The 22,707-nt window shown below is 34.8% G+C and carries 23 protein-coding genes and 1 other RNA gene; 19 read left to right on the forward strand and 5 right to left on the reverse strand.

What is annotated here, in order from left to right:
• Positions 1–4 precede the first annotated feature (4 nt).
• The 3 genes from AC2UOP_RS06435 to AC2UOP_RS06445 are packed head-to-tail and all read left to right on the forward strand — an operon-like array spanning position 5 to position 3,207.
• Positions 5–652, forward strand: coding sequence for a corrinoid protein (locus AC2UOP_RS06435; protein ID WP_019213860.1), 648 nt, complete (start codon positions 5–7; stop codon positions 650–652).
• 19 nt (positions 653–671) lie between these two features.
• On the forward strand, positions 672–2,024 hold the full coding sequence (locus AC2UOP_RS06440; RefSeq protein WP_484833051.1) for a Na+/H+ antiporter NhaC family protein: 1,353 nt from the start codon (positions 672–674) through the stop codon (positions 2,022–2,024).
• 40 nt (positions 2,025–2,064) lie between these two features.
• Positions 2,065–3,207, forward strand: coding sequence for a double-cubane-cluster-containing anaerobic reductase (locus AC2UOP_RS06445; protein ID WP_484833076.1), 1,143 nt, complete (start codon positions 2,065–2,067; stop codon positions 3,205–3,207).
• An 87-nt stretch (positions 3,208–3,294) separates the two neighbouring features.
• Here AC2UOP_RS06445 and ssrS read toward each other — a convergent pair.
• Together ssrS and AC2UOP_RS06455 are read right to left on the reverse strand one after the other, a co-directional pair.
• Positions 3,295–3,471: non-coding RNA, 6S RNA (ssrS, locus tag AC2UOP_RS06450), on the reverse strand.
• A gap of 42 nt (positions 3,472–3,513) precedes the next feature.
• A complete protein-coding gene (locus AC2UOP_RS06455) occupies positions 3,514–4,410 on the reverse strand; it encodes an RluA family pseudouridine synthase (RefSeq protein WP_484833052.1) in 897 nt (298 codons plus the stop codon).
• Between the two features lie 112 nt (positions 4,411–4,522).
• Here AC2UOP_RS06455 and AC2UOP_RS06460 point away from each other — a divergent pair, with 112 nt between their 5' ends.
• The 10 genes from AC2UOP_RS06460 to AC2UOP_RS06505 all read left to right on the forward strand — a co-directional run bounded on the left by AC2UOP_RS06460 (position 4,523) and on the right by AC2UOP_RS06505 (position 12,761).
• Positions 4,523–5,326 (forward strand): NAD(+)/NADH kinase, encoded by an 804-nt coding sequence (locus tag AC2UOP_RS06460; protein ID WP_070600329.1) that lies wholly within the window; start codon positions 4,523–4,525, stop codon positions 5,324–5,326.
• A 9-nt stretch (positions 5,327–5,335) separates the two neighbouring features.
• On the forward strand, positions 5,336–6,136 hold the full coding sequence (locus AC2UOP_RS06465) for a histidinol-phosphatase HisJ family protein (RefSeq protein ID WP_480020894.1): 801 nt from the start codon (positions 5,336–5,338) through the stop codon (positions 6,134–6,136).
• Between the two features lie 120 nt (positions 6,137–6,256).
• Entirely contained in the window at positions 6,257–8,017 is a 1,761-nt protein-coding gene (locus AC2UOP_RS06470; RefSeq protein ID WP_484833053.1) for an ABC transporter ATP-binding protein, read from the forward strand.
• Positions 8,017–8,496 (forward strand): hypothetical protein, encoded by a 480-nt coding sequence (locus AC2UOP_RS06475; RefSeq protein ID WP_484833054.1) that lies wholly within the window; start codon positions 8,017–8,019, stop codon positions 8,494–8,496. Before AC2UOP_RS06470 ends, AC2UOP_RS06475 begins: the two co-directional genes overlap by 1 nt.
• A 20-nt stretch (positions 8,497–8,516) precedes the next feature.
• Entirely contained in the window at positions 8,517–10,040 is a 1,524-nt protein-coding gene (locus AC2UOP_RS06480; protein ID WP_484833055.1) for an ABC transporter ATP-binding protein, read from the forward strand.
• Positions 10,041–10,142: 102 nt separating this feature from the next.
• Positions 10,143–10,592 carry a YtxH domain-containing protein gene (locus tag AC2UOP_RS06485; RefSeq protein ID WP_070600319.1) on the forward strand — a complete coding sequence of 150 codons (450 nt, stop codon included), beginning with the start codon at positions 10,143–10,145 and terminating at the stop codon, positions 10,590–10,592.
• An 8-nt stretch (positions 10,593–10,600) separates the two neighbouring features.
• Entirely contained in the window at positions 10,601–10,819 is a 219-nt protein-coding gene (locus AC2UOP_RS06490) for a YtxH domain-containing protein (protein ID WP_085839394.1), read from the forward strand.
• Positions 10,820–10,827: 8 nt separating this feature from the next.
• Positions 10,828–11,433: a hypothetical protein gene (locus tag AC2UOP_RS06495; protein ID WP_484833056.1), complete on the forward strand. Its 606-nt coding sequence runs from the start codon at positions 10,828–10,830 to the stop codon at positions 11,431–11,433.
• 188 nt (positions 11,434–11,621) lie between these two features.
• Complete coding sequence (locus AC2UOP_RS06500) at positions 11,622–12,377, forward strand: YdjY domain-containing protein (RefSeq protein ID WP_484833057.1); 756 nt, start codon at positions 11,622–11,624, stop codon at positions 12,375–12,377.
• Complete coding sequence (locus AC2UOP_RS06505) at positions 12,378–12,761, forward strand: hypothetical protein (protein ID WP_129587541.1); 384 nt, start codon at positions 12,378–12,380, stop codon at positions 12,759–12,761. It begins immediately after the preceding gene.
• 25 nt (positions 12,762–12,786) lie between these two features.
• Here the strand turns inward: AC2UOP_RS06505 and yfcE are convergent, their stop codons facing one another.
• Together yfcE and AC2UOP_RS06515 are read right to left on the reverse strand one after the other, a co-directional pair.
• Positions 12,787–13,335 carry a phosphodiesterase gene (gene yfcE / locus AC2UOP_RS06510; RefSeq protein ID WP_484833058.1) on the reverse strand — a complete coding sequence of 183 codons (549 nt, stop codon included), beginning with the start codon at positions 13,333–13,335 and terminating at the stop codon, positions 12,787–12,789.
• Entirely contained in the window at positions 13,335–13,841 is a 507-nt protein-coding gene (locus tag AC2UOP_RS06515) for a nitroreductase family protein (protein WP_484833059.1), read from the reverse strand. Before AC2UOP_RS06515 ends, yfcE begins: the two co-directional genes overlap by 1 nt.
• 64 nt (positions 13,842–13,905) lie before the next feature.
• Here AC2UOP_RS06515 and AC2UOP_RS06520 point away from each other — a divergent pair, with 64 nt between their 5' ends.
• From AC2UOP_RS06520 to AC2UOP_RS06535, 4 genes are read left to right on the forward strand one after another with little or no spacing between them, the layout of a single operon-like run.
• Entirely contained in the window at positions 13,906–16,053 is a 2,148-nt protein-coding gene (locus AC2UOP_RS06520; protein ID WP_484833060.1) for a heavy metal translocating P-type ATPase, read from the forward strand.
• Positions 16,054–16,076: 23 nt separating this feature from the next.
• On the forward strand, positions 16,077–16,964 hold the full coding sequence (locus AC2UOP_RS06525) for a fructose bisphosphate aldolase (RefSeq protein WP_484833061.1): 888 nt from the start codon (positions 16,077–16,079) through the stop codon (positions 16,962–16,964).
• The gene (locus AC2UOP_RS06530) at positions 16,964–17,182 is read left to right on the forward strand and encodes a heavy-metal-associated domain-containing protein (protein ID WP_106018647.1); all 219 of its coding nucleotides are present in this window, start codon (positions 16,964–16,966) and stop codon (positions 17,180–17,182) included. The genes AC2UOP_RS06525 and AC2UOP_RS06530 overlap by 1 nt, the downstream gene beginning before the upstream one ends.
• Positions 17,166–18,194, forward strand: a complete 1,029-nt coding sequence (locus AC2UOP_RS06535) for a zinc-binding metallopeptidase family protein (protein WP_484833062.1) — start codon at positions 17,166–17,168, stop codon at positions 18,192–18,194. Before AC2UOP_RS06530 ends, AC2UOP_RS06535 begins: the two co-directional genes overlap by 17 nt.
• Positions 18,195–18,316: 122 nt before the next feature.
• On the opposite strand, the gene nagE is transcribed toward AC2UOP_RS06535, so the two are convergent.
• A complete protein-coding gene (gene nagE, locus AC2UOP_RS06540; protein ID WP_484833063.1) occupies positions 18,317–19,792 on the reverse strand; it encodes an N-acetylglucosamine-specific PTS transporter subunit IIBC in 1,476 nt (491 codons plus the stop codon).
• 178 nt (positions 19,793–19,970) lie between these two features.
• On the opposite strand from nagE, the gene nagA reads away from it, so the two are divergent.
• Positions 19,971–21,098, forward strand: a complete 1,128-nt coding sequence (gene nagA, locus AC2UOP_RS06545) for an N-acetylglucosamine-6-phosphate deacetylase (RefSeq protein WP_484833064.1) — start codon at positions 19,971–19,973, stop codon at positions 21,096–21,098.
• Entirely contained in the window at positions 21,085–22,707 is a 1,623-nt protein-coding gene (gene ptsP / locus AC2UOP_RS06550; RefSeq protein WP_484833065.1) for a phosphoenolpyruvate--protein phosphotransferase, read from the forward strand. The genes nagA and ptsP overlap by 14 nt, the downstream gene beginning before the upstream one ends.

Below are 22,707 nucleotides of genomic sequence, written 5' to 3' on the forward strand. Positions count from 1 at the left end.
AAATATGACAAAAGAAGAGTATTACAAAATTCTAGACGATTATGTCTATGAGTATGAAGACGAAAAAATTGCCGAAGTCGCTCAGAACTATCTTGATGAAGGTTATGATGCACTCGATGCGATTTTACATGGATTAGTTCCTGGAATGAAGAGGGCGGGGGACGCTTTTCAAGAAGAGGAATATTTTGTAACAGATTTACTACTTTGTTCAGATGCGATGAACAATGCACTCGATGTATTAAAACCACACTTAGAAAAAAATGAGCTAGAGCATAATCATACTGTAGTTATAGGTGTTGTTGAAGGAGATACGCATGACATTGGCAAGAACTTAGTTAAAACAATGTTTCAAACACAAGGTTTTGAAGTTATAGACTTAGGAAGAGATGTTGAAGTTCATAAATTTGTTGATGCTGCTGAAGAGCATGGCGCAGAGATCATCTGTTTGTCAACACTTATGACAACAACTATGAGAAATATGAGAAGAGTTGTTGAAATTCTTGAAGAAAGAGGCATAAGAGATAAATATAAAGTTATGATAGGCGGAGGACCTATTTCACAATCGTTCGCGGACAAGATTGGCGCCGATAAATATACTATCGATGCGATTGAAGCCGTTAAAGCTGCTAAGGAGTTATTAAAAATAAATTAAAAAGTAGGAGGAATTTTTGATGGACGAACAAACATCAATCAAACCTAATGGATTGGCACTGATACCATTCATTGTATTTATAGGTTTTTTCTTATTATCAGGAATCATTTTAGACAAGATGGGTGTAGAAATGGCATTCTACCAAATACCATCACCTATCGCTGTACTTATCGGTACTATCGTTGCCTTCTTGTTATTTAAGGGATCGATAGACTCAAAATTTGACGTATTCGTTAAGGGATGCGGTGATGACAACATCATCATCATGTGTCTAATCTACATCTTAGCTGGTGCTTTCGCAACACTATCTAAGGCATCTGGAGCTGTTGACTCAGTTGTTAACTTAGGTCTAAGCATAATACCAGTTCAATTCATAACAGCAGGTTTATTCGTAATCGCTTGCTTCTTATCAATTGCAACAGGTACTTCAGTTGGAACTATAGTTACAGTTGGTCCAATCGCTGTAGGTATCGCGCAAAAAGCAGGTCTACCAATAGCTTTAGTTTTAGGAGCACTAGTTGGTGGATCCATGTTTGGTGATAACTTATCAGTTATTTCCGATACAACTATCGCTGCGACTAGAACACAAAATGTTAATATGAAAGATAAGTTTAGAGCAAACTTTAAAGTAGCATTACCAGCTGCAATAGTTACACTAATTATCTTATTAATAGTAGGTAGATCATCAGGTCCTGTCGACCTAGGAGATTTAAAATATAATTTTGTTTTAATCTTACCTTATCTATTCGTACTTATAGCTGCTCTATGTGGTGTTAACGTATTCGTAGTACTTACACTTGGTATAGTTTTCGCTGGCGCTGTTGGTATTGGAACTGGTTCTTACAATGGACTTGAACTTTGCCAAAATATTTTCCAAGGCTTCTCAGGACAATTTGAAATATTTTTACTTTCAATGTTAACTGGCGGTCTTGCTAACATGGTTAGAGCTAACGGCGGTATTGAATGGCTAGTATTAAAGATAGCTAAGATGGCTAAGGGCAAAAACTCAGCAGAACTATCTACTGCACTATTAACAATGATTTCAAACGCTGCTCTTGCTAACAACACAGTATCAATCATCATCTGCGGTCCTATCGCTAAGAGAATTTCTAATAAATTCAAAGTTGACCCAAGAAGAACAGCATCACTTCTTGATATGTTCAGCTGTATAACACAAGGACTTATCCCTTATGGTGCACAAATCCTTATTGCTTCAGGCTTTACTGAAGGAGCTGTATCACCAGTTGAGTTAGTTCCATATATTTGGTATCCAATGATACTTTTAGTATTTGCAGTTATATCAATCTTTGTTAGATATGCTGATCTTAAGACTAAATGGAACTTCGAGCTTGACAAAGTAGAAGAAGCATAGTAATATATTCAAAAGACCTAAAGAGAGGAAGACAATCGTGATTAATATTAGAAAAGATTTACCCGAGATTTTTGATGAATTTAAAGATAAGAGAAGAGAATCATTTTTAAAAGTAAAAGAGATTAAGGATAAAAATATACCAGTCATAGGTATATTCTGCACATTTTTCCCTCAAGAGATAGCTCTTGCAGCAGGAGCAACATCTGTTTCATTATGCTCGACATCTGATGAAACAATTAAAGATGCTGAAAGAGATTTACCGACAAATCTTTGTCCGCTTATAAAAGCAAGCTATGGTTTTGCCATAACAGATAAGTGCCCATTCTTCTATTTCTCAGACCTTATAGTCGGAGAAACTACTTGCGACGGCAAGAAGAAGATGTATGAGTACTTAGGCGAAATAAAAAATGTTTATGTTATGGAGCTTCCACAAAAAAGATCCGCTGAGAGCCTTCAATTGTGGACGGCTGAGATAAAAAAACTTGCTAAATTTGTATCAAAAGAATTTGGCGTAGAGATTACAGAAGAAAAACTTAGAGAAGCAACTGTAATTAAAAATGCTGAGAGAAGTGCAGTTAAAGACTTTTATGGAATAATGAAGGCCGATGAACTTCCTATCATGGGTTTAGATTTGTGGCACGTCTTAAATGGAGTGCAATTTGAATTTGATAAGAAGGCTGTACCTGATGAGCTTAAAAAACTTAAAGAAAAGATATTTAGTGAGAATAAACATATCACAGGCAAAAAAAGAATACTTATCACAGGCTGCCCAATAGGTGGAGCGACTGAAAAAGTTATCGAAGCTGTTGAAAATAACGGCGGAATTGTAGTTGCTTATGAAAATTGTGGGGGAGCTAAGGCAATTGACGAAAACGTTGATTTAGACAATCCGGATATATATGATGCACTTGCTAAAAAGTATCTAAATATTGGCTGCGCATGTATTAGCCCTAATACACCGAGATTAAATTTATTATCTAGAATGATAGATGATTATAAAGTCGAAGGTGTTATTGATATGCACTTACAAGCGTGCACACCATTTCAAGTAGAAACAAAGACAATTAGAGACTTTGTCACAAAAGAAAAAGAAACTCCTTATATCCAAGTAGAAACTGATTATTCAGATTCAGACTTGGGCCAATTAAATACAAGAATCGAAGCGTTTATAGAAATGCTATAGATGAAAAACATTCTGATAAGAAAATATTTTAGGAATAAAAATCTTATACACGTAAAAAAGGTCAAGCAATTGCTTGACCTTTTACTATGTAATCCCATTATGTGCCGTTTTTCATAAGTAATTTATCCCCGCATATACGAGGTGGGTTCGTTATTCACAACGTCTAATGTCCACTTAAGGCATATTATCGATTGCAAAAAAATCACGGTCCCATATTATTATTGTCGGTTAAATTAATATGAAAAGCGCGCACTACAGGATATCTTAAATATATTATATCTCAAATATTTTTAAAATGCAAGTGATTTACACAAAATTTTTAGAAAATTTTATTATATCAGCGTGGTCAATTACTTCATAGTGTCTTTCCTCATTAGTTCTTGGATCATTAAAACTTATTTCAAAGGAATGAAGCAGCTGCCTATCCACGCCATCATAAGTTTTGCTGTTATAAAGCGTATCGCCAACTATTGGAAACCCTAAGTAAGCTAGATGCAATCTTATCTGATGCGTCCTTCCTGTGATGAGCTCAGCCTCGACTATAGAAAATTTTTCACCCACTTTTACTTTTTTGAATATGGTTTTTGCATAATCACCTTCATCGTCAGCGCAAATCTTCTTTTTTATATGATCAGCTTCATCAGTTTTGATATTTTTCTCTACTGCAATCTCATCATAAGGAAAAGAGCCGTCAACCACAGCGTGATACTTCTTTTTAAAGCTGCCATCTTCCATCTCTTGCATAAGACTATAGTGGGCAAATGGATTTTTTGCAATCACCATAAGTCCAGTTGTATTCATGTCAAGCCTATTGACAAGGCGAACACGCCTTTTTATGCCGCGTGACTGAAATAAATTTATCAGTGCATTATAAAGAGTGTTGCCTTGATTATTTTTTGTTTCGTGAACAAGAATATTTTTCTCTTTATTTATGACCATGTAGTCAATTGTTTCGTCAATTATATCTATATCGCACTTAAAATTATCAGGTTCAGTCTCTTCTTCGGGCATGTATATTCTTAAAATTTCGCCTTTTGCAATTGGAAGGTCCTTGCGCCTAAATTTTTCGTTCACAAATATATCTTTATTTAAGTAGCAACGCCTAAAAAGTCTTTTTGAAATTTTAAGTTCATCAATCATATCACTTATCTTATCATAAGATTTGTTCGCGACAAAGCTAATATTGTATTCATCGTTAATCATTGTATCACCAGAATAATTATATTATATTTTCACAAGTTTTACAAGTAAAGGCCTATATGCATTGAAAAAATACTAATTTTGTTGTATAATTAATTATTATAGAGGTGACGAAATGAGTGAGAGAATTATAAATATACTTGCAAAAGACGATGAACTTAGCAAAAAAATATTATTAGAGCTTGAAGATAAACTTCATGCGAATAATTTTATTTGTTCAAGAGATTTTAATAAAGACGCTGAACTTTCTATCGTAATAGGGGGAGACGGCTCTTTTTTAAGAAATGTTCATCAAAATGATTTTCCTGAAGTGCCTTTTCTTGGCTTTAATACTGGTCACTTAGGTTTTTTTCAAGAGCTTTCAATTGACGATGTCGATAAATTTGTAGAAAGCTATATCGCAGGAGATTTTAAGCAAGAGTCATTACACTTAATCGAGACAAACGTTACTTATGAAGGCGGCTCAGAAAGATTGTTTTCTGTTAATGAAATGGTTGTCAAGGCAAATTATTCAAAGGCAGTTGAGCTTGATGTATTTATAAATTCTGATCATTTAGAAAGATTTTTTGGCGATGGACTCATTGTATCAACACCAGCTGGCAGCACTGCGTATAACTACTCAGTTCGTGGAAGCGTAGTGCATCCGAAGCTTGAGTGTCTTCAAATGACGCCACTTGCGCCGATAAACTCGAAGGCTTTTAGATCACTACAAAACTCATTAGTCATACCACCAAATTTTATAGTTAGACTTGAGCCAAAGAAGAGATATGAAGGCGAGATAGTACTTCTTAACGATGGTGAAGAAGTCATTTTCAAAGATGTTAAGACTATTGAGATAGATATGAGCTATAAGAAAATATATAGAATAGTATTTTCAAAGAATAATTATTGGAATAATTTAAAAGATAAATTTTTATAGGAGGCATAGATGTACGATTTTCATTTGCATTCAAATTTTTCAGTTGACTGCAAGGTTCCGCCGGAGGACATGGTCAAAGAGGCTATAAAGATGGGCATGAAAGCGATTTGCTTTACTGATCACATAGACCTATCGCTTGACCAAGATAAAAGTAAAAACGTTCTTTTTAATATTGAGGACTATATTAAAGAGATAAATAAATTAAAATACACATACATAAATGAGATAGAAGTTTTAAAAGGAGTTGAGTTTGGTCTTCAGCTTGGCTTGATTGATAAGTATGATGAATTAAGCAAAAATCCATTTGATTTCATTTTATGTTCAATTCACAGCATAGATGGCGAGAGAATTTTCTCTAGGGAAAAGAGCTTTGATAAAGATTATGAAGCTGGTCAAGTGCGCTACTACACAGAGATGCTAGAGGTTTTGAAGAATTTTAATAGCTTCGACTCACTTGCTCACATAGACTTTATTGATAGATACTATAAATACAAAGACATTGAATATAAGTTTACAGATGCAGCTAAGGAAATTGTTTATGAGATATTAAAGGTGCTTATTGATAAAGAAAAAGCCTTGGAGATAAATACGGCTGCGCTTCGCTTTGATATGAAGAGCTTTCATCCACAAGATGATATACTTGATATGTATAAATCCTTGGGAGGAGAGCTGATCACAGTTGGCTCAGATGCTCATTATAAAGAAGATCTTGCTTATGGTATAAAAGATGCGGAAAAGTATCTAAAAGAGAAAGGTTTTAAATATTTATATATATATAAGAAGAGAAGACCTTATCCAATACATTTGTAAAATTGATAAAATAAAATTGATATCACTCCTTGACAAAGAATCAAGGAGTGATATAATATATTTAGGGACACGAAATATTTAAAAAATTTATGAAAAAAACATTTGCAAAGGGGGCGCACTATGTTTAAATCACTAAAACCTCTTTTAAAATATTTCAAAAAGTACAAGTGGGGTTACATATTAGGGATATTCTTCCTACTGTTCATCGACGTTGTTCAGCTGTACATACCTCAAATACTTAAGTACTTCGCAAACGATTATCAAAGGGGAGTTTTGACTATGGCCTCGGCGACTAAGTATGCCATATTAACCATAGTAACAGGACTGATGGTTGCTGTAGCGAGATATTTTTGGAGAAATTTCATTATTGGTAACTCAATGAGAGTTGACTATGATTTGAGAAAAGATTTTTTTTGGAAATTAACCAGTCTTTCTCAAAATTTTTTTAATACGCACAAAACAGGTGACCTAATGAGTCTTGCAACAAACGACATCAACGCTGTTAGGATGACTCTTGGCCAGGGTATCATCATGTTTATCGACTCAACTTTTTTACTTATACTAAACCTTATTATGATGATAGTGACTACAAATGTTTTGTTTGCATCAAAAGTTTTATTCACAATACCATTAATTATATTATTAGTAACAAGATTTGGCGGAGTCATTCACTCACACTTCAAAGCAGTTCAAGCCCAATACGGCAAGATAACTGATAGAGCTCAAGAAAATTTTTCTGGAATTAGAATTATTAAAGCCTTTGGACAAGAAGAAGAGAATGAAAAATTATTTAGAGAAGAAAATCAAAAGTATTATGACAAAAACATTGAACTAGCCAAATTACAAAGCTTTTTCAACCCATTTATACAAGTTTTAAGCAATTTAAGCTATCTTTTCTTATTGTTCTTCGGAGCAAAAGAAGTTATGGCGGGCACTATGCTTTTAGGCGAATTTATTGCTTTTAACGCTTATCTAGGACTAATGATGTGGCCAGCTAGAGCTCTTGGCATGGTTATAGTTTTCATGCAAAAGGGCGCCGCATCCATGGATAGACTTACAAATATTTTCAAAACTCAGCCAGAAATAGTTGATGGAGCTGATGCTATTGAACTTGATAATATCAAAGGCGAGATTGAATTTAAAAATGTTTCATTCAAATACGCTAAAGATCTTCCTTATGCACTTAAAGATATAAGCTTTAAGATTGAGCCGGGAAAAACACTTGCCATACTCGGAAGAACTGGTAGCGGCAAGTCAAGTATTGTGAACGTTTTACTAAGGCTATATGATGTTGATCAGGGAGAAATTCTTGTTGATGGTCACAATATTAAGGACCTTACGCTCAATTCTTTAAGGGAAAATATTTCTTATGTGCCTCAAGATGACTTTTTATTCTCAAAAACTGTTAAGGAAAATATTGAGTTTCACTACGAAGAAGAGCTTGATATGGCAATGATTGAGAAATATGCAAAGATAGCTGGCGTTTACGACGATGTCATGGACTTTAAAGATGGTTTTGACACTATCTTAGGCGAAAGAGGAGTAACTTTATCTGGAGGTCAAAAACAAAGGGTTTCTATTGCGAGAGCCTTGGCAAAAGAAAAGAATGTTTTAATCATGGATGACTCTTTATCTGCTGTTGACACACAAACTGAAGAAGAAATATTAGAAAATTTAAGTAAAGATGAAGGACATGTATCAAAGATCATCATTTCACATAGGGTTTCAACTATACAAGATGCTGATGAAATACTATTTATCGAGGATGGAGCTATAGTTGAGAGAGGCACACACGATGAGCTAGTTAAGCTTGGCGGCAGATATGAAAAATTATATGAAGATCAATTACTTGAGCAAAAGATAAATAGAGGTGATGAATAATGGAAAGAAACATAGACGATATCGCTTATCAAGGCAAAAATTCCAAACACACCTTTAGAAGGATGCTCTCATACGCAAAGCCATATACATTTCAGTTAGTAATAACATTCTTGATGATAGTTGCGCTAACTGGTTTAGCTCTAGTAAGCCCATATTTAATCAAAGTTGCCATCGATGAGCACATACAGATTGAAAAAATTAAGATGTATGAGTACCCTGAGGCGACTGAAAAAACTATCAGGATTGAAAATACTAAAGAAAATATGTCAAATGATCTTCATTATTTCATTAGAGAGACAGATTTAAAGAAAGACGAAAAAGCTCAATATGAAAACAAAGAAGCTTTTCATCTAAGACAAGATGATAAAGGGCATATCTTTATAAATCAGGTGATGAGAATAAAAAAGCAATATATGAAGTATCAAGCGCTGAGTTTAAGGCTTATAGAGATAAAGACTTCAAAGCTATTAACAAATTAAGCTTAATATTTTTATTAGCAGTGATATTAACTTTTGTTCTTGATTATTTGCAAACGATGTCAATTACCATAGCATCGCAAAAAATGATATATAGCATGAGAACAGAAGTATTTGATCATGTTTTATCAAGGTCACTAAGCTTTTTCGATAGAAACGCAATCGGAAGATTAACCACAAGACTAACCAATGACATCGAAGCTGTGGCGGAGATGTATACAGATGTTATGATAACACTGTTTAAAGATATATTCATGCTTGCGGGCATCATGGTATTTATGATGTCGATGGATTTAAAACTAAGTATACTAAGTTTTATCACGCTGCCATTTATATTTGCAATATCAATATATTTTAGAGGAAAAATTAGAAAGATACTTGCCTTATCAAGAAAAAAATTATCACTAATCAATTCAAAACTAAGTGAAAATATTTCTGGTATGAGACTAATCCATATTTTTGGTAAAGAAAATAAAATAAATAGAGAGTTTGATGAAGCAAACGCTGACTACAGAGACACTATGCTTAGAAGGGTCAAGATATTCTCAATATATAGACCGGCGATTGATATCATCAGAAACATAGCCATAGCAAGCCTTATATACTTCGGCGCAAAAGAAGTTTTGAACGAGACAATGTATTTTGGTATGTTATATTTATTTATTGACTACTTAAAGAAATTCTTTGTGCCTATCATGGACTTAACTGAAAAATATAATATCACTCAATCGGCAATGGTTTCAGCTGAAAGAGTTTTCGCAATACTTGATGATGAGAGCGAGATTAAAAATCCTGAAAATCCAGTGCCATTTGATAATGTTCAAGGCGAGATTGAGTTTAAAAATGTTAGTTTTAGTTACATCAAAGGCGAGCCAGTTCTTAAAAATATTTCATTTAAGATCAAAAAAGGTGAATCAGTTGCTTTTGTTGGGCCAACTGGTTCAGGTAAAACGTCCATCATATCATTATTAACAAGATTTTATGATATAGATGAGGGCGAGATATTAATTGATGGCATAAACATAAAGGACGTAAGAAAAGAAGATTTAAGAAAGAACATTGGAGTCGTTTTGCAAGATGTTTTCTTGTTCTCAGGAACTATCAGAGACAATATCAAGCTCAATAAAGATATATCAGACGAAGAAATTATTAAAATTTCAAAATATGTAAACGCTGATTCATTTATACAAAAACTTCCTGGTAAATACGATGAAGCTGTTATGGAGAGAGCGTCGACACTATCGTCAGGTCAAAGACAGCTTTTAAGTTTTGCGAGAACCTTGGTTTATGAACCAAAGATACTTGTGCTTGATGAGGCAACAGCCAACATCGATACAGAGACAGAGCTATTAATTCAAGACGCAGTAAAAAAACTTATAAAAGGAAGAACATCCATCGCTATAGCGCATAGACTTTCGACTATACAGCACGTCGACAAGATAATCGTCATCAAGAACGGCACAATCAGAGAAGAGGGTACACATCAAGAGCTTCTTGACAAGAAGGGACTTTATTACGATTTATATAGACTACAATATAATAAGTAAAAATTTTAGAGAAGCTAATTTTTTATTAGTTTCTCTTTTTGTTTATCTTTTAATATTATTGGGTATATAAATAATAGCAAAATATTAAAAAGGAGTGATATTATGGGATTATTTGATTTCATATCAGCAAAAGCAAGAGAAGAAGAAAGAAAAGAAAGAATGAAGAACGCTGGCAACATTGCCATGGGAACTTTATTAGGATTAGCAGCAGGTGCTGTAGCTAGTTATTTATTTGCACCAAGAAGCGGTGAAGAAACTAGAGAGATGATCGCTAAAAAGAGCAAAGAAACTTATAATGACATGAGAGAAGGCATTGCTAATGCTACTCAAAGAGCAAAAGAACTAGGTCAAAGCGCTTTAGAAAAAGCTAAAGAATTTAAGGAAGAAGCAGCAGAAAGAGCTGAAGAACTTAAAGACGAAGCTGTTGACAAAGCAAAAGAACTAAAAGACAAAGCTGAAGATAAGGCTATCGATGCTAAGAAAGAAGTAGAAAAGAAAGCTAATGACGTTAAAAAGGACGTAGAAAAAGAAGTAGAAAAGGCTAAGAAATAGGTGATAATATGGGCATAGATTTTGACAAAATTAAAGATGAAGCAGCTAAGAAAGCTGAAGAATTAAAGAACGAAGCGGCTAAAAAGGCTGACGAACTAAAAGATGAAGCAAATAAAAAGATTGATGAAGCTAAAGATGCTGCTGAAAATGTAAAAGATGAAGCAGTAGACAAAGCTAAAGAAATTAAAGAGGATGTAGAAAACGCATTTAAGAATATTGTGAAATAGGTGATATAATGGACGCAATGTATATATTAAAATGTGTGCTGATAGTTTTTGGCATAGCAGCACTAGGTTCATTAGCTTATCTATTCATTAAAATTGCTTCATCAATTAGCACTATGAAGAACATGATGGAAGAAAACAGACTTAACATCGGACAAACAGTAGCTAAACTTCCTGAAGTGATGAACAATGTAAACGGCATTACTTGTAATGTCAATGGACTTGTTGATGACATAAGACCAGATATAAAAGATATAACACTTGAAACAAAGGATCTTGTTAGAGATCTTGGACCAAACATCAAGAGCGTTACTGATGATGTAAGTAGATTAGTTAACGACGTACGACCAAATATCGCTGGCATCATGAACAACATAAACGGTGTCACATCAGATGTTTCTAGATTAACAAATACAGCTATGGGTATTACCGATAGCGCGATTAGTACTGTTAATAGAATTACATCGCAAGTTTCAAACACAGCAAACAACGCTTATTCAGCCGTTAATGGCATACTAGGCAATGTAAAAGATTCTATCTACGACAAGAAGATGAAATCAAAAAGCTTTGCTGAAAATGTTATATCTAAGGTAATGGACATATTCAAAAGATCTTAATAAATTTTAAAAGGACTCGTAAGAGTCCTTTTTTCTGCGCATTAATAGCAAGATTTAATTTAATATTGATAATTTTATAAAAAAGCATAAAAAACTATAAAACATTTCAATAATAAATTACATGTATTAGTGTTATAATAATATATGTGTTAATTTTAGAAAGCCTATATAAAAGGAGAGAAAAAGAAATGAAAAAAATTAAATTTTTAGCAATGCTATTGATGGTTTCATTATTATTAGTAGCTTGCGGACCAAAAACAGACACTAAACCAGAAGAAACTAAGACAGCTGAATCAACTGAAACAACTGATACAACTGATACAGAAGAAAAAACAGATGAAAAAACAGATGATAAAGATGCTGATTGCTGCGACGATGCAACATTAAATGGCGTTACAGAAGAAAATCCACTAAAGGTGGATAAAGATGCTAAGAGCGTAACAATCTACACTAAGTACAACGGAAAATTTGAAACAGAAGCTACAAGACACTTAGTTATCTGTAAAGATGGTAAGTTAAGCGACAAATCAATCTTCTCATCATACGTATCACCAACAGACTTTTACAACGCATTAGTAGAAGTAGGTGCAGAAGCAGGTAATAACATGACAGCTGATAACGCATCTACTACTAAATCAGAAGGTTCCAAGCTTGAAGTAACTTTATGCTGGGCTGGACACGAAGGTTCAGTAGGTATTGATGATGTAGTTAAAGATTCTAACGGAAAAGCTATTGACATGAGATTCTCAGGAAACATTGATCCATCAAAGGAATACAATACTGGCTGTATCTCTTGTCTTGACTCTTGCTTCGTAGGTATCACAAGTAACGGCGAATACCCTCTAGGTGCTATCGAAGAAACAAAAGAAGTTTCTTTTTCTGTAGATGCTGACAAAGCACCAGAAGATGGAACTCCAGTAGCAATCACATACACAGTAAAATAGTTGAAAAAATTCTTTAATTTACTCCTTGCAATTGTAGTCGGGATTTTAGCCGCATCGATTGTGTCAAGCCTTATTAGTTTAAGCCTTTGGCTTGATATGAGGGTGCATTCAAGGCATATATACTACGCTTTTATTGCACTTGCGGCTATAGCTTCACTATTTATAGACAGAGCAAATGAAAAAGTCTTTTTAATTATAGAATTTATATCTATAGCATTGATTTTATTTTTTGGCAAGTTTATGAGAACTATGTACGAACTAAGAGATGCGATGCATATAGATATGAACATAGAGCTATTTAAAAATATTATAATAATAATTTTTATAGTAATTAATTTAATGGTTTTTCTAAAATTTTTAATAAAGAAAAAGAAGTCTGCGTAATTTAAACGTAGACTTCTTTTTTGATCTAGTATTTTAATTCTTTTAATATTTCTCCAGTATAAATATCTATGAGCATAATTTTTTTGTCGTCCATCATGGCAACAGATGCTTTGCCATCTTTTGGTATAGTTGTTGAGCCAGGATTTAATAAGATTATTCCGTCTTTTACGTCTAAAACTTTTATATGTGTGTGACCAGTAACTATCATCTTGATTCCAGATTCTTTGGCGTATTCTATTCTAGCAAATTCTGTTTCTTCGTAGCCATGAATAAGAAGCGTCTTTAGTCCATTGATATCTGTAATACGAGCTTTTTGTGTGAGATCTTTATCGGTAACCATCTGATCGACGTCGCTGTCACAATTGCCACGCACGTAAATAATATTATCACGTTCTTTTAAATACGCTGCTAAATCCTTTGGATTGTAATCACTTGGAAGAGCATTTCTTGGTCCGTGATATAAAACGTCGCCTAAGTGATATATAATTTCACAGTCTTTAAGCACTTCAAATGCTCTAAGCGTCTCGTCTATGCCGCCATGTGTGTCGCTAATAAAACCAATTTTCTTTCTCATTATAGATAAACTACCTTTTTTGTTCTTTCTTTTGCTTTAGGAACTTCATCAGCGTAGCCTATAGCCATCATACCATAAGAAATGTGATTTTCTGGTATTTTAAATGAAGATAAAACTTTTCTTACGCCTTCATCTTTATTGCCTCTTAATTGATTGATCCAAACAGAAGCAAGTCCAAGCGCGTGAGATGCTAAGTAAATATTTTGCATAGCAGTTGATGTGTCTGCGTCGCCTAATTTTAAATCTTCAGGCACAGTCACTATGATCAAGGCCTTTGCATAATATATGTGATAATCATCTCTATCAAGTGATTTTGCAATGGCGGAAGCCAATCTTTGTATATCATCTTCTTTAGTCACAACAGTAAAAAGTCTTTCTTGTTTATTCATACCTGTTGGTGAAGCCTTTGCGCACTCGATTATTTTTTCAAGCAAATCCTTTGGCACTTCATCAGTTTTAAATTTTCTTATACTTCTTCTTGTCAATAGCATTTCTATTGCGTCCATATCATCACGTCCTTTCATATTGATATTATACCACAAAATTGGGTATAATAATTATGGTGATTATATGAAAGACAATTTTTTAATTCAAGGAATGAGCTGTGCTGCTTGTTCAGCAAGACTTGAAAAAGTTTTATCAAGGCAAGATGGCGTATCAAGAGCCAATGTAAATTTATCGTCAAATAGAGCGAGAGTAATTTATGACGAAAATGTAATTTCTCGTGATGATATATTGGCTGTCATCTCAAGAGCGGGTTTTACTGGCTACTATCAAGAAAGCCGCGATATAGAAAAGGAGAGAGAGCTTAGAGAAAAAGAGATAAAAACACTTAAACGCGATTTTTTAATCTCATTAATTTTCGCACTGCCATTATTTTCAGTAATGTTTTTACACATGGCACATATACAAGTGTTTTACGCAGATGCCAGATGGCAATTTGCTTTTGCAACGCTTGTTCAAATTTTTGGTGGGCACAGATTTTATAAAGGCGCAATAAGTTCATTAAGAAGCAAAACTTTTAATATGGACGTACTTGTCTCTATGGGAACGACAGCTGCGTATCTATATAGCATTTACAATATGTTTATAGATAATCCTCATTTATATTTTGAATCATCAGCAGTAATTATCACCTTAGTTTTATTAGGTAAACTTATGGAAGCAAAGGCAAAAGCCAAGACTAATGAAGCTGTTGATAAATTACAAAGTTTAAAAGTTGACGAAGTGACTGTAATTAGAGAGGGAGAAGAAAAAACCATTAGCATAGATGAGCTTGAGATAGATGACATTGTCTTAGTTAGACCGGGCGAAAGACTTGCCTCAGATGGCGTAATCACTGAAGGAGAAGCGTCAATCAACGAAGCGATGATAACTGGCGAGAGTCTTCCTGTGAATAAAACGATTGGCGAGGCAGTTATAGGATCAACTGTCAATGGACCAAGCACTTTTAAGTTTAAGGTCACTAAAGTTGGCGAAGATACAACGCTTGCCAATATCATAAGGATGGTTGACGACGCGGCTAGCTCGAAAGCACCGGTACAAAGGATGGCAGACAAGATTGCCAACATCTTTGTTCCGTCGGTAATGGCTATTGCATTTTTGACATTTTTGATTTATACTATATTTAAGGACGCTAACACAGGCATCATTAATGCGATAAGCGTTTTGGTTATCGCTTGCCCATGCAGTTTGGGTCTTGCAACGCCTACAGCCATCATGGTTGCGACAGGCAGAGCAGCTCAATCGGGCGTACTAATCAAGTCAGGCGAAGTTTTGGAAGCAAATGCAAAAGTTGATGCGGTTTGTTTTGACAAGACAGGTACATTAACTGAGGGAAAATTATCTCTTACAAAATTTATCAATACTTCAAATATTAGCGATAAAGATATTTTAAGATATGCTTATAGCGCTGAAAATCAATCAGAGCACCTAATAAGCGAGGCGATATCATCATTTGCTAAAGATAAGGGCATTGAATATCATGAAGCTGATGAATTTGAAGCGATTCACTCAAAGGGCGTTCGCGCAAAACTTGATAACAAAGAAATAATTTTATCAAACGAAAGATATTTTGATGAGCTTGGCATAAATTATGACAAAGCTTTGATGAAAGAACTTTTGGATGAGGGCGCTACTGTCATAGTCATGGCAATAGATGGAAAAGCTGTAAGCTATTTTGCGATTGAAGATAGTTTAAGAAGTGACAGTAAAGAAGCCATTGCTAAAATTAAGTCCATGGGCATAAAAACTTATATGCTTACAGGGGATAATGATATTGTAGCTAAGAACGTAGCTCAAAAACTTGGTATAGATGAGTTTAGAGCAGAACTTCTTCCAGAAGATAAATTAAAAGCAATTGAAGAGATTAAAAAAACGTGTGCAAAACTTGCCATGGTTGGCGATGGTGTCAATGACGCACCAAGCTTAGCAAGCTCAGATGTTGGCTACTCAATCGCTTCAGGCACAGATGTTGCTTTAGAAGCGAGCGATATAAGTCTTTTGAATAACTCCATTAGTGGCGTTCAAAGAGCACTTGAGCTTTCACGAGCAGCCATGAAAATTATCAAAGAAAATTTATTCTGGGCCTTCTTTTATAATGTGGTTGGCATACCATTTGCCATCTTAGGCCTATTAACACCGATGCTTGCGGGAACTGCGATGGCGTTCTCATCAGTATGCGTTGTAACGAACTCACTAAGATTAAGATATAAATAGAAATATAATTGAGGAGGAAATTTATGGATAGTAAAAAACTAGACATCGCTAGAAACAGAAAGGGTTTCATAGCCGCCTTAGACCAAAGTGGTGGATCAACACCAAAGGCTTTGAGACTATATGGTATTGATGAGGACAAGTATTCATCAGAAGATGAAATGTTTAAACTTGTTCATGAAATGAGAACAAGAATCATCAAGGCACCAAGCTTTAACAAGGACCATATACTTGGAGCAATACTTTTTGAACAAACTATCGATAGAGAGATCGATGGGATGAAGACAGCTGATTACCTATGGAACAAATTAGAAATACTTCCATTCGTTAAGGTTGATCAAGGTCTAGCGGATCTTGAAAATGGCGTTCAAGTGATGAAAGAGATGACTAAGCTTGACTCGCTTCTTGAAAGAGCAAAAGAAAGAGGCATCTTTGGTACTAAGATGAGATCAGTTATAAAAGAATTTGACTGTGTAGGCATAAAAGAAGTAGTTAAACAACAATTTGATTATGCTAAGAAAATCATCGCAAAAGGTTTTGTTCCTATCATAGAACCAGAAGTTGACATACATGCTGAATATAAGGGCGAAATCGAAAAAATATTATTAAACGAATTAAAAGAAAATATAGAAAAATTAGCTAAAGATGACTTCATCATGTTAAAGCTAACACTACCTGAAGAAGATAATCTATACTTACCATTATATGATTATGAAAACGTTCTAAGGATAGTTGCACTTTCAGGCGGATACTCAAGAGAAGAGTCTAACGAAAGACTTGGCAGAAACCACAGAGTCATTGCATCCTTCTCAAGAGCACTAACTGAAGGAGCAAAGGCTAGCATGACAGATGAAGAATTTAATAAACATATGGAAGAATCCATAAATTCAATTTATAAGGAGTCGATTAAGTAATGAAAAGAATTTTAAAAGTACACGGAATGAAATGTGAAGGATGTAGCGAAGCTATTGAAAAAGCTTTAGAAAAATTTGATGAGATTGATGTAGTAACAGCTAATTTTGCATCAGGTCATGTTGATATTGAAAGCAAAGAAGAATTCGATTTAGCAAAGGCTAAAAAGGCTATCGAAGACCTTGGCTACGAAGTAGAAGACTATGAAGGAGTCGAATAAAAGAATTCTCGATATAGCAGAAAAATTATTAAAAATAGATTCACCATCGGGCATGTGTCAGATGGTGAATACTTATATAGAAGAGCATTTTAAAGGAAAATTAAGCTTAGAAAAAACAAATAAGAATGCTCTTTATGCTATATTGAAGGGAAAAGATTCATCTAAGCTTAGAATAGTAACTGCTCACGTTGATACACTTGGCGGAATCGTTTCAAAAGTAAAAGACAACGGCAGGGCAGAATTTGAAAATATTGGCGGATTTATGTACGCATCGCTTGAGGGAGAACTAGTTAGAACTTATACTAAGAAGGGCGTATTTACTGGAACAGTTTTACCTAACAAGGCTAGCGTTCACACTATGGAGGATGAAAGAGAAAAGACTCTTCCAAGAGAAAGACACTCGACTGAAATAAGATTTGATATTGAAAGTTCTTCAAAGGAAGAAACTTTAGCAAGCGGCATTAATGTTGGAGACTTCGTTGCTTTTGAGCCGCGCACAAGAGTAACAGAAAACTTTTTAGTATCACGCTTCATCGATAACAAGATACACGCTGCCATCATGATCTATGTGATGGAAGAAGTTCTTAAGAAAAATATTGAGCTAGCATGCGATACAATGTTCTATTTCACAAACTTTGAAGAGCTTGGTCATGGCATAAGCTATGTGCCAGAGCATGCATACGAAGTACTTGCTCTTGATATAGGTATAGTTAGTTATGAAAATAATTCAGCTGAAGACAAGGTAACAATTGTTGCAAAAGATTCAAGAACACCTTATCCAATCGATTTTAGAGATAGGCTTGAAGATTTAGCGATAAAAAATAAAATTGACTACGTTATAGATGTTCATCAAAGATATGGCTCAGACGGTTCACTAGGAGCAGTCGCTGGACTTAATCTAAACTTTGCTTGCATAGGCGTTGGCACAGATGCATCACATCATATCGAAAGAACAAATATAAAAGCGATTGACAATACTGAAAAATTATTAAAAGCTTATTTAGAAAAATAAATAAACTTATAAACGTAAGAAGACGGGTGAGTGTGCCCGTCTTTTTTATGCGTTTAAACAAGAATCTTCATATAAAAAAAGACTCCGAAATTAATCGGAGTCCCTATAGTAATTATTTTAAATTATTTACCAATATTTTCGTGAATCTTATCATAAACGAATTGAACTTGTGGCCCAATAATGATTTGGATTGAATCCTTATCAGGTTTGATAAGACCTAAAACTTTTGCTTCTTTAATCTTTGCTTCGTTAACTTTTGCTCCATCAACAAGGCTAGTTCTTAGTCTAGTTGAGCAGTAGTCAATGTCTTCGATGTTTTCTTTTCCGCCAAGACCTTCGATGATGATGGCAGCCACTTCGTTAAAGTCATTCTTAGCTGAAGCTGTATCAACTGTTGCTTCAATGTCGTCATCTTCTCTACCAGGAGTCTTTAGATTGAATGTTCTAATGAAGAATCTAAATACTAGGTAATAGATTACGAAGAATATTAGTCCAAGTGGGATTAACATCCAAGGATTGTTAGCAACTGGGTTTCTTAATGATAAGAAGTAGTCAACAAAACCTGCTGAGAAACCAAAGCCTGCTGTCCAATGGAAAGCTGCTGCGATGGCAACTGAAATACCAGTTAATAATGCATGAACTACATATAGAGCTGGTGCTAAGAACATGAATGCAAATTCAAGAGGTTCAGTAACGCCTGTGAAGAATGATGCGAATGCTGCTGCAACTAATAATGATTTAGCAACGTTTTTCTTTTCAGGTTTAGCTTCTTGATACATAGCAAGAGCTGCGCCTGGTAGACCAAACATCATTACAGGGAAGAAACCTGCTTGATACATACCTGTTACACCTTTAACAGCAGTTCCTGCTTCTAGAGAAGCTGCTCCGCCTAAGAAGTTAGGGATATCATTGATACCAGCGATATCAAACCAGAATACTGAGTTTAGTGCGTGATGAAGTCCAGTTGGTATTAATAATCTGTTGAAGAATGCATAAATACCTGCACCTATTGCACCTAAGCTTTCAATACCTTCACCAAAAGCTACTAGAGCGCTAAATAGTATTGGCCATACATAGTAAAGTATTGCTGATACTATAATCATGAATAATGATGTCATGATAGGAGTAAGTCTTCTACCACTGAAGAATGCAAATGCATCTGGTAGTTGTACTTGATAGAACTTGTTGTATGCAAATGCAGCTACAAGACCTGAGATGATACCAACGAATACGTTTCCGTTGTTCATTTTTTGCCAGCCGTCAGTTAAAGCTAGCTCAGATGCATCAACACCCTTGAATATAGCTACTGTTCCTGCTGATAGAAGTGTAGTTGCTATTAAGAATGCTACTAGACCAGAAAGTCCTGCTGCACCGTTCCTATCCTTAGATAGACCATAAGCAACACCTACTGCGAAAATAATTCCTAAGTTGTCAAGTATGGCTGCACCAGTCTTGATTAAGAATGCTGCGATAATGCTATTAGAACCCCAACCTGTTGGGTCAATCCAATAACCAATACCCATTAGTAGAGCAGCAACTGGAAGTATAGCTACTGGTTGCATCAAAGCCTTACCTAGATTTTGAAGTTTTTTCATCATAATAATGACCTCCTTAATAAAAATTAAAATAATAATTACTATTATTATTTATATTATACCACATTCTTACGAAATTAAAAATACTTATTAAAAAATAGTTTGCAAAAATACTATATTTATTGTAAAATGAATATAAGCATACTTATAATTAAGTATAAAATATCAGGGAGGTGTTACTATGCTTATAAAAGGGGCTAATGTTTACTGCGACGGTAAATTTATTAGAAAGGATATTGCAGTGAATGAAGAGATATTCACTGTTTATAGTAATGATGACATCGTTAAAGATTATTCAGACGCTTACATCATTCCAGGACTTACTGACATACATTTTCATGGCGCAATGGGTAAGGACCTTTGCGATGGTACAAAAGAGTCTATAGAAGCAATATGTGAGTACGAAGCGCAAAATGGCGTTACTCAAGTCATTCCAGCTACTATGACCTTGGCAGATGAAGAGCTAGAAAGAATATTCAAAGCGATTGGCGAATACGATGGAACTAAGGGAGCTGAGTTTATTGGCGTACACATGGAAGGACCATATATATCCAAGGACAAGATCGGTGCGCAAAACCCTAAGTACTTAGCTATGCCAAGTCTTGAGCATTTTGACAAATATCAAAAACTTTCTAATAATAGAATAAAAAAGATCACTATAGCGCCTGAGGTTGATGGAGCAAAAGAATTCATCAAAGAAAGAGCTGATGAGGTAGTTATATCAGTTGGCCATACTGATTGTGACTATGACACTGCACTTGAAGCCTTTGATTTAGGAGCAAGATCGGTAACACATTTATTTAACGCGCTTAATGATATCAAGCACAGAAACCCTGGTGTGTGCGGAGCAGCCTTTGACAGCCCTGAGGTCATGGTTGAGCTCATAACAGATGGCGTTCATATACATCCATCAGTAATAAGGATGATATATGCGATGTTTGGCGACGACAGAGTAATCTTAATATCTGATTCTATGATGGCAACTGGCCTTTCGGACGGCAAATACAGCCTTGGCGGTCAAGATGTTTATGTAAAAGGCAAGAAGGCTACACTTGAGTCGGGAACTATAGCTGGCAGCGCAAGTAATTTATTTGACTGCATTAGATACGCTTACTCAATCGGCGTTCCATTCGAATCGCTTGTTAAATCAGCTGCTGTTAACTCAGCCAAAGAAGCTGGTATTTATGATAAATATGGCAGCATAAGAGTAGGCAAATACGCTAACTTTGTTGTAGTTGATAAAGATTTAAACATAATCGATGTATATATAAGAGGCAAAAAAATAGGTGGAGTTAATGAAAACAATTAAAGGAACTATAGCTAATAAAGGTCTTGTTTTAGGCAAGATAAAAGTTTTCTCTGATGAAAAGATAAATATTAGCAAAGAAAAAATTAATGATACAGCTAGTGAAATCAATAAATTAGATGCAGCAGTAAAAAAATCAATCGATGAGCTAGATAAATTATTTGAAAAAGCAAAAGTAGATGCGGGTGAAGAAGAGGCTCAGATATTTGAAGTGCATAAGATGATGATCGATGATATTGAGTACCAAGATGAAATTAGACGAAATATTAACGAAGAAAAAGATAGTGCCGCTTATGCAGTGAGTCTTGCTGAAGAAAAATTTTATGAAATTTTTAATAGTATGGACGATGAATATTTTAGTCAAAGAGCTAAGGACATAAAAGATATATCTCAAAGACTTATTAAAAATATCTTAGGCATCAAAAATTCATTTAACGAGGGACTTGAAGAAAAAGTTATTTTGTACGCAGAAGATTTATTGCCAAGTCAAACGCTAAACATTGACAAGGATAAGCTACTTGCGATAGTCACAGTAAAGGGTTCAACACAATCACACACAGCGATACTTGCTAAGTCCATGAACATAGCTTCGCTTGTGAATCTTGATAGCGCTTTTGATAAATCAATTGATGGCAAAACTGCCATGCTCGATGCATATGAAGGCGCTCTAATCATTGATCCAGATGAAAAATTACTCGCAGATGTCAAAGATAGAATAGAAAAAGAAGAAAAAAGAAAATTAGAGCTTGAAAAATTAAAAACTGCCAAAGCCATTAGCAAGGACGGAACACATATAAGTGTTTACGCAAACATTGGCAATTCAAAGGACTTGCCGCTTGCAATTAAAAATGGCGCAGAGGGCATAGGTTTATTTAGAACAGAATTTTTATATCTTGGCAGAGACTCGCTTCCGACTGAAGAAGAGCAATTTAAGGAATATAAATACGTTGCTGAAGCGATGGAAGGCAAAGAAGTTATCGTGAGGACCTTTGATATAGGTGCGGATAAAAAAGTTGATTACCTAAATCTACCTGAAGAAGAAAATCCAGCTCTTGGCTATAGAGCGATAAGGATATGCCTTGATGATACGGATTTATTCAAATCTCAGCTAAGAGCAATAATCAGAGCATCTCATTATGGCAATATCAAGATTATGCTTCCTATGATAAATGACGTTTGGGAAGTGAAAAAAGCAAAAGAGCTTATTAAAGAAATATTTAATGAGCTAAAAGAAAAAAATATCCCATTCAATGAAGATATTGAAGTAGGCATCATGATTGAGACGCCGGCAGCAGCCATAATCAGTGATGATCTTGCAAAGGAAGTAAGCTTTTTCAGTATAGGCACAAACGATTTAACTCAATACACTCTTGCAGTTGATAGACAAAATGAAAAGATAGCAAGACACAGAGACATTCATCATAAAGCGATTTTAAGACTTATGGAGATGACTGCGGCTAACGCAAAGAAAAACGGCGTCAAGATCAGTGTTTGCGGCGAGCTTGGCAGCGACCCAGACTTAACTGAGTTTTATATAAAAAATAAATTTGATAAATTATCTGTTAATCCTGGACAAATACTTGAATTAAAGGATAGAATAATAAATTCGTAA

Source organism: Fenollaria sp. (genome assembly GCF_057222035.1).

Excerpts from the sequence above, each read along its gene's own strand:
- AC2UOP_RS06435 (WP_019213860.1), top strand. The coding sequence starts at position 5 with ATGACAAAAGAAGAGTATTACAAAATTCTAGACGATTATGTCTATGAG.
- AC2UOP_RS06440 (WP_484833051.1), top strand. The coding sequence starts at position 672 with ATGGACGAACAAACATCAATCAAACCTAATGGATTGGCACTGATACCA.
- AC2UOP_RS06455 (WP_484833052.1), bottom strand. The coding sequence starts at position 4,410 with ATGATTAACGATGAATACAATATTAGCTTTGTCGCGAACAAATCTTAT.
- AC2UOP_RS06460 (WP_070600329.1), top strand. The coding sequence starts at position 4,523 with ATGAGTGAGAGAATTATAAATATACTTGCAAAAGACGATGAACTTAGC.
- AC2UOP_RS06465 (WP_480020894.1), top strand. The coding sequence starts at position 5,336 with ATGTACGATTTTCATTTGCATTCAAATTTTTCAGTTGACTGCAAGGTT.
- AC2UOP_RS06470 (WP_484833053.1), top strand. The coding sequence starts at position 6,257 with ATGTTTAAATCACTAAAACCTCTTTTAAAATATTTCAAAAAGTACAAG.
- AC2UOP_RS06475 (WP_484833054.1), top strand. The coding sequence starts at position 8,017 with ATGGAAAGAAACATAGACGATATCGCTTATCAAGGCAAAAATTCCAAA.
- AC2UOP_RS06485 (WP_070600319.1), top strand. The coding sequence starts at position 10,143 with ATGGGATTATTTGATTTCATATCAGCAAAAGCAAGAGAAGAAGAAAGA.
- AC2UOP_RS06490 (WP_085839394.1), top strand. The coding sequence starts at position 10,601 with ATGGGCATAGATTTTGACAAAATTAAAGATGAAGCAGCTAAGAAAGCT.
- AC2UOP_RS06495 (WP_484833056.1), top strand. The coding sequence starts at position 10,828 with ATGGACGCAATGTATATATTAAAATGTGTGCTGATAGTTTTTGGCATA.
- AC2UOP_RS06500 (WP_484833057.1), top strand. The coding sequence starts at position 11,622 with ATGAAAAAAATTAAATTTTTAGCAATGCTATTGATGGTTTCATTATTA.
- yfcE (WP_484833058.1), bottom strand. The coding sequence starts at position 13,335 with ATGAGAAAGAAAATTGGTTTTATTAGCGACACACATGGCGGCATAGAC.
- AC2UOP_RS06515 (WP_484833059.1), bottom strand. The coding sequence starts at position 13,841 with ATGGACGCAATAGAAATGCTATTGACAAGAAGAAGTATAAGAAAATTT.
- AC2UOP_RS06520 (WP_484833060.1), top strand. The coding sequence starts at position 13,906 with ATGAAAGACAATTTTTTAATTCAAGGAATGAGCTGTGCTGCTTGTTCA.
- AC2UOP_RS06525 (WP_484833061.1), top strand. The coding sequence starts at position 16,077 with ATGGATAGTAAAAAACTAGACATCGCTAGAAACAGAAAGGGTTTCATA.
- AC2UOP_RS06530 (WP_106018647.1), top strand. The coding sequence starts at position 16,964 with ATGAAAAGAATTTTAAAAGTACACGGAATGAAATGTGAAGGATGTAGC.
- AC2UOP_RS06535 (WP_484833062.1), top strand. The coding sequence starts at position 17,166 with ATGAAGGAGTCGAATAAAAGAATTCTCGATATAGCAGAAAAATTATTA.
- nagE (WP_484833063.1), bottom strand. The coding sequence starts at position 19,792 with ATGATGAAAAAACTTCAAAATCTAGGTAAGGCTTTGATGCAACCAGTA.
- nagA (WP_484833064.1), top strand. The coding sequence starts at position 19,971 with ATGCTTATAAAAGGGGCTAATGTTTACTGCGACGGTAAATTTATTAGA.
- ptsP (WP_484833065.1), top strand. The coding sequence starts at position 21,085 with ATGAAAACAATTAAAGGAACTATAGCTAATAAAGGTCTTGTTTTAGGC.